A 6,363-nucleotide genomic window follows, 5' to 3' on the forward strand; every position below is an offset into this window, starting at 1 on the left:
AAACAAGACCCGGCCTGGACCGACCGTGGACGCGCCGGGCGCATTGACGAAGGTGGGCTCGAGTGCGAGCGTGGACAATCCGCGCCCGCCGGCCATCCAGGCTCCCTGATCGGAAACGGCTCCCGATGCCCGCGCTCCCCGCGCCCTCCACGCCTCCCACCCTCCTCGTCCTGGACGCCGACCCACCTCCCCGTCTCGGCCGCCTCACCGGACGCGTCCGGGTCAGGCACGCCGACGAGACCACCCTCGCCGCGCAGCTCCCGTACGCCGACGTCCTGCTCGTCTGGGACTTCACCTCGCGCGCCGTACAGGCCGCCTGGCCGGGCGGGGGCGCGCGTCCACGCTGGGTGCACACCGCGAGCGCCGGTGTGGACCACCTGATGTGTCCCGAACTCACCGCGTCCGACACCGTGGTGACCAACGCACGGGGCGTCTTCGACCAGCCCCTCGCCGAGTACGTCGCGGCGCTGGTCCTCGCGATGGCCAAGGACCTGCCGAGGACCCTGCGCCTCCAGGAACGGCACGAGTGGCGCCACCGGGAGTCGCAGCGGGTCGCCGGGACGAAGGCCTGTGTCGTCGGGTCGGGGCCCATCGGACGGGCGATCGCGAAGTACCTCAAGGGACTCGGGGTGACCACGGCGGTCATCGGGCGTGTCCCGCGTACCGGCATCCACGGGCCCGCCGACCTCGACCGGCTGATGGCGCGCGCCGACTGGGTGATCGCCGCGGCTCCCCTCACCCCCGACACCCACCACATGTTCGACACCCGCCGCTTCGGCGTCATGCAGCCCTCGGCGCGGTTCGTCAACGTCGGCCGGGGGCAGCTCGTCGACGAGGCCGCGCTCGCCGAGGCGCTGTCGAAGCGGTGGATCGCGGGCGCCGCCCTCGACGTGTTCGAGCACGAGCCGCTCACCCCCGACAGTCCCCTGTGGGAGGTGCCGGGTCTGCTCGTCTCCCCGCACATGAGCGGCGACACCGTGGGCTGGCGCGATGAACTCGGGGCACAGTTCGTGGAGTTGTACGGGCAGTGGGAGGCGGGGAAGCCACTGACGAACGTCGTCGACAAGCAGCGCGGGTACGTACCGGGTCACTGACCCGGTACGTACCCGGTCACGAGGTTCACCCGGGACATCTTCGACCAAGTGCCGATGTTCGATTCCAGCCAGGTGATCGAGTCCGGCCCGCTGGAGTGGATCCTCGGCCCACCGGGATGGCCAAACACCTCCCTCCCCTTGCCTATGGCATATGCCATACGAACACCCCCCTGCTGGGAGGCCGCGATCCGGGCGGCAATCTCGTCAACGCCCCCTCCACATGGACCCCTTGGCGGTTATCGTGGAGGGGATTGGCTGTCCGGATCACGGCTAAAAGCAAGCCAGGGGGAACACCGTGGCTCTCAAGCACGAGCCGACCGCGCCGTACCACTCGACCCCGGACGCACTGCGCGTCCTGGAGACAGTGGCCCGGCACTCCGCCGGTGTCACCGACGCCGAAATCGCCCGCCAGACCCACCTCGGCACGGACCGGCTCACCCCCCTCCTGCGCATGCTGCGCCGCGAAGGGTACGTGGAACAGGCCGCCGACGGTTCGTACGTCACCGGCACCGCCCTCAGCCGCCTCGGCGCGACGCACGGCCATGACCAGGCCCTGCGCGCCCAGCTCCAGCACACCCTCGACCGGCTGCGCGACTCGGTGGGCGCCGCGATCTACATGAGCCGGTACGTCGACGGTGAGATCCATGTCACCCAGTGCGCGGACAGCGCGGCGACGCCCGCCGTCAACGAGTGGGTCGACTTCCGTTCGGCCGCGCACGCCAGCGCGATCGGCAAGAGCCTGCTGGGCCAGCTCGACCACAACAGCCGCCGCGACCACCTCGCCCGCCACAAGCTGGCCCGCCTCACCTCCCGCACGATCACCAACGAGCGGCTGCTGCTCTCCCGCCTGGAGACCCAGCCGCCCACGGTGCCGGTCCTGGACCTCCAGGAGTACGCGGTCGGCACCGTTTGCGCGGCGGTCCCGATCACGGCCGGTTCCACGGTCGGCTGCCTCGCCCTGTCCCTCCCGCTCCGCCAGGCCCACCGCCTGCGCCAGGCGGCGGAACGCCTGAACCGCAGCGCGGGCCCGGTGCTCCTGTCACTGGCGATCTAAGGCCTGCGGCGGCTACCGCTACCTGGTCCGGAGCACCCTCCAGGACCAGGTAGTATTTTTCTTGTCGCCAGCCGCGAAAGCGGTCGGCGAGAGTCATGCGCCGCTAGCTCAGTTGGTTAGAGCAGCTGACTCTTAATCAGCGGGTCCGGGGTTCGAGTCCCTGGCGGCGCACATATGGAAGGGCCTCTCGCAGTCGCGAGGGGCCCTTTCGTCATCCGCCGATGAGCTGGCCCTCATCTGCTGAATCCGCCGAGCAGCTCCTCCCGCCCCCGCTCCCGATACCGCTCCACCAGCCCCGCCACGTCATCCCCGGTCAGCCTGCGGTAGGTGTCCTCGCCCGGTGGCCGCCACCACACCGGGTCCGGGCAGCGGAAGCCCTCGCGCCTGAGGCCCGCCCGGTGGATCTTGTTGGTCGCCGTGACCGGCATCCGCCTCACGACCCGTACGAACCTGGGGGCCATCTTCGTGCCGAGGTCGGGTTGCGCCGACAGGAAGGCCGAGAAAGTGGCCGGGTCGAAGGTGCCGGCCAGGGTTGCCATGACCTGGTCGCCGGCCACCGGGTCCGGTACCGCGTACACGGCGACGGCCGCCGCGCCCTCGTACCGGGCGAGGATGTTCTCGATCATCGCGGCGGCCAGGTTCTCGCTGTCGACGCGCAGCCGGTCGTCGGCGCGGCCCGCGAAGTAGAGGAAGCCCTCGTCGTCGCGGTAGAAGAGGTCGCCCGTCCAGTACCAGCCTCGCCCGGTCCCGGCTTCGCCCGACCGGGGAAACCCCCCTCTGCGGCGCGCCGCCTCCGCCTCCGGGTTGCGCCAGTAGCCCTCGAAGGGGCTGGCGCCCCGATTCACCAGCTCCCCTATCGCCGCCGACCCGTTGAGCAGCCTGCCCGAGGCGTCCAGTACCGCCGGTGGGCACTCGGTGCCCGTCTCCGGGTCGACCACCGCCAGGTCGTCGTCCGGCGCCGCCAGGCCCACCGCGCCGGACGGGGTCCCGGGCGTCCACCGCACCGCCGCCCCGCCCTCCGAGGAGCCGTACCCCTCCACCAGCCGTACCCCGAACCGCCGCCGGAAGGCCGCCGCGTCCACCGCCCCGGCCTCCGTGCCGAAGCCCAGCCGCAGGGGGTTGTCCCGGTCGTCGGGCCGGGCGGGCGTCGCCAGCAGGTACTGGATCGCCCGGCCCACGTACGTGAAGTAGGTCGCCCGGTAGCGGCGTACGTCCGTCAGGAAGCCGGAGGCCGAGAAGCGGGGGCGCAGTGCCACCCCGGCGCCCGCCGCCAGGGCCGGGGCCCAGTCCGCGATGACCGCGTTGCCGTGGAACATCGGCATACAGACGTAGTGCACGTCGTCCGGGCGGACGGCGAAGGATCCGGCCAGCGTCCGACCGGCGGCGGCGAGTCTGCCCTGCGTGCAGATCGCGGCCTTGGGGGCGCCGGTCGAGCCCGAGGTGAAGTAGAGGAGGAGGCGGGAGGTGGGGGTGGCGCGGGAGGCGTCCGGTTCGGCGCCCGCGTACCCGGACAGGAGGTCCTCGTACTCCTGGGAGTCGGTCAACAGGAGGCGTACTCCTGGGAGTTCGAGGCCCGTGAGGAGGGGGAGGTGGGGTCGCTCCGTTATCAGGAGCGGGCACTCCGTGTGCAGGATGTCTCGGGCCAGCTCCGGGCCCCTGCGGGTGGGGTTGATGCCCGCGACCGCGGCGCCCGCCAAGGCCGCCGCGCTCAACCACAGGGGGTATTCAGGGGTGTTGTCGAGCAGGACGCCGATGTGCGGCTCCGCGCCCGGTGGCAGCAGGTCGGTCAGCAGTGCGGCCCTCGCCGCCGCTCCCGCCGCCACCTCGTGGTGCGTGAGCGTCAGGTCCCCGCACCACAGGCCCGGCCGGTGGTCGCCCCACCGCGCCGCCACCAACTCCGCGACCGTGCGCCCGCCCGACCCCCTGGGCTCCATGAATGTCTGGGCCTCCGTGAACTCCATGGGCGCGCACGGTAGTTGACATGCCGTCAGATGTGGAGGGTCACGGCGTTTCCATGGGCACGCCCCAGTCGGCCGGGAAGGTTTCGCCGGTGTTCTCGTCGACCGAGTACCCGCTGTCGCTGCCGAAGAACGAGTCCCCGATTTCCATGGCCTGGCTGTACGTCACCATGAAGCCGACGAGGAACACCACCATCGCCCCGAAGAACGCCACGATGGCGACCATGCCAAGCCCGATACGGACCGGGCTCGGGCGGTGTGCCGTGGCGTTGATCTCCTCGCCCTCGCTGTAGAAGACGGTGACGTAGTCGCCCTCGATGATCGCGCCCGAGCCGTGCTCCTCCTCAAAGCGGATGGTGCGGCCGTCACGCGCGGTGAACTCGTAGACGTGGTGCAGCGTCGTGCGCACGCGGGAGTCGCCGGAGCCGCCGCTCGTGGTCGTGTACGTCCGGAGGCAGCGTGCCTCGGCGGTCAGGCCGCTGTTCCAGGCCCTGCGTATCCGCAGCGCCCGGCGGATCAAGGCCGCCGCCCCCGCGACGATCGCCACGATCATCAGCGTCGGCACCCCGTAGAAAATGATGTCCATGGCCGTCCCCCGGTCTCTCGTTCAGTACGGCTCCCCGTACGCCGCCTCACCTGGTCCTGGGGGCGTACGGGGAACGTACCCGTGGGGGGTCCCCGAATTGCTCAAGGAATGCTCAGAATCTGGCATCCGGGCAGGCCCTCACGCTCCCGGTTCGCTCCGTCCCGCGCAGAAAGCGACCGTGAGGTCCTTCACCAGGGCCTTGCGTTCGTAGTCGTCCAGTTCGACCAGGCCGCGCAGGGTCAGCCGGGTCACCGTGTCCTCCACCGAGTCGACGACCGAGGTGAGCGTCGCGGCCCGGTGCTGGGCGTCCAGGGCCGCGATACGGCGGCGGGTCATCGCGGCGGCGACCTCGGGGGCGTACTCGACCCGGACCGGGAGTACGGAGAACACCTCCAGGCCGACCGGTGCCGTGTCCGCCGCGACCGCCCGGGTCAGCGCCTCCCCCGCCGTCTCCATCGCCCGCCGTCCCGCGCCCGGCATCTCGACCGGTACGCGGACCAGCGCCGCCTCGACGCATTCGCGCAGGTACGTCTCGTGGTCCTCGACCCCGAGCGTGGCCCGTGCGGTGTCCCGCACCCGCCACACCACGAGGACGACGACCCGCAGCGCGACCCCGCTGGCGTCCGCCGCCGGCATCGGCTCGCCGCGCCAGTGCCGCAGCCGTACGTCGACCCGGGCGCGCAGGAGAAGCGGGTTGACCCACAGCAGGCCGGTGCGCCGGACCGTTCCCCGGTAGCGGCCGAACAGGCCGAGCACCCAGGCCCGCCCGGTCCGCCCCCGCGCCAGCCCGCCGAAGCCGAACAGGGCGAGGGCGCCCGTTCCTGCGTACGCCGCCCACTGGGCCGGGCCCAGACCGGCACCCGCGTACGCAGTCGGCAGCCGCAGCGCCTCCACCGCCAGCGGCGGCAGTACGCCCGCCCACCAGGAGGTGAGCACGCCCCCGGTCAGCCCGGTGGCACCGGCGAGCACGCCCACCGCGCCGGGCAGCACCCGCGCCCGGCGTTCCACCAGGTCGGGGTCGACCGTCGCAACCGCCGGGCGTGGTGCGGCCGGTGCGGGTCTGCGGACGCGCGGCTGCTCGCCCGTACCCTGTCGGCGCCCCACGACGGCGGGCCGCAGCGGCACCGGTGACGGGTCGGGTTCGTCGCGGAACAGGAGGTGGACGGGGATCTCGGTGGTGGCCTCGTTCTGAATGAGCCGGGCGGGCCGGTGGCCGCCGTCCGAGGGGCCCTCGGGTTCCGGTGTGTGTTCGGTCGTCGTACTCATTTGTGCCTCCAGCCTCCGCGCCAGATGCGTTCATGCAGGGGTGAGGGGTCGGTCGGGGTCAGGGGCGAGGTCAGGGAGCGAAGAGGCGGCGCCAGGTTTCCGGGCCCGGGTAGCCGTCGGCCGCGCCGCCCCGCCAGCCCTGGGTTCGCTGGAACGCCTGCACCGCTCGGCGGTCCGCCTCGTTCCAGCGCGCGTCGGGCGGGGTCGTGTAGAACCGCCCGAATCCTTTCTTCACCAACCGCTTTCCGAGCTGGGTGACGTACGGGTTGCTGGATCCCGGCCGGAACAGGCCCCGTCCGGGGAACTCGGGGACCGCCGCCTTCCCGGGCGCGGCCGGCGGACCGGCCGCGGGCGGGACCGTGCCGGGGGCTGTTCCAGGGGCTGTTCCAGGGGCTGTTCCAGGGG

At 72.2% G+C, this 6,363-nt stretch carries 6 protein-coding genes and 1 tRNA gene; 3 read left to right on the forward strand and 4 right to left on the reverse strand.

The window, feature by feature from the left end:
- Positions 1–125 precede the first annotated feature (125 nt).
- The 3 genes from AOK08_RS33090 (at position 126) to AOK08_RS33100 (ending at position 2,319) form a co-directional block, all read left to right on the forward strand.
- Positions 126–1,094, forward strand: a complete 969-nt coding sequence (locus tag AOK08_RS33090; RefSeq protein WP_055532909.1) for a D-2-hydroxyacid dehydrogenase — start codon at positions 126–128, stop codon at positions 1,092–1,094.
- A gap of 295 nt (positions 1,095–1,389) precedes the next feature.
- Complete coding sequence (locus tag AOK08_RS33095; RefSeq protein WP_055532910.1) at positions 1,390–2,148, forward strand: IclR family transcriptional regulator; 759 nt, start codon at positions 1,390–1,392, stop codon at positions 2,146–2,148.
- 97 nt (positions 2,149–2,245) lie between these two features.
- Positions 2,246–2,319, forward strand: a tRNA-Lys gene (locus tag AOK08_RS33100).
- A gap of 62 nt (positions 2,320–2,381) precedes the next feature.
- Here the strand turns inward: AOK08_RS33100 and AOK08_RS33105 are convergent.
- The 4 genes from AOK08_RS33105 to AOK08_RS43940 all read right to left on the reverse strand — a co-directional run.
- Entirely contained in the window at positions 2,382–4,109 is a 1,728-nt protein-coding gene (locus tag AOK08_RS33105; RefSeq protein WP_241827194.1) for an AMP-binding protein, read from the reverse strand.
- A 40-nt stretch (positions 4,110–4,149) separates the two neighbouring features.
- The gene (locus AOK08_RS33110; RefSeq protein WP_055532911.1) at positions 4,150–4,692 is read right to left on the reverse strand and encodes a DUF3592 domain-containing protein; all 543 of its coding nucleotides are present in this window, start codon (positions 4,690–4,692) and stop codon (positions 4,150–4,152) included.
- Between the two features lie 138 nt (positions 4,693–4,830).
- A complete protein-coding gene (locus AOK08_RS33115; protein WP_055532912.1) occupies positions 4,831–5,958 on the reverse strand; it encodes an SPFH domain-containing protein in 1,128 nt (375 codons plus the stop codon).
- A 70-nt stretch (positions 5,959–6,028) separates the two neighbouring features.
- On the reverse strand, positions 6,029–6,363 hold a 335-nt coding region (locus tag AOK08_RS43940; protein ID WP_198539469.1), incomplete at its 5' end, for a peptidoglycan-binding protein.

It is taken from the genome of Streptomyces graminilatus (assembly GCF_001418565.1).
Taxonomy (GTDB): domain Bacteria; phylum Actinomycetota; class Actinomycetes; order Streptomycetales; family Streptomycetaceae; genus Streptomyces; species Streptomyces graminilatus.

Bases quoted from the DNA above. Each gene is read 5' to 3' on its own strand.
- AOK08_RS33115 (WP_055532912.1), bottom strand. From the start codon at position 5,958: ATGAGTACGACGACCGAACACACACCGGAACCCGAGGGCCCCTCGGAC.
- AOK08_RS33110 (WP_055532911.1), bottom strand. From the start codon at position 4,692: ATGGACATCATTTTCTACGGGGTGCCGACGCTGATGATCGTGGCGATC.
- AOK08_RS33090 (WP_055532909.1), top strand. From the start codon at position 126: ATGCCCGCGCTCCCCGCGCCCTCCACGCCTCCCACCCTCCTCGTCCTG.
- AOK08_RS33105 (WP_241827194.1), bottom strand. From the start codon at position 4,109: ATGGAGTTCACGGAGGCCCAGACATTCATGGAGCCCAGGGGGTCGGGC.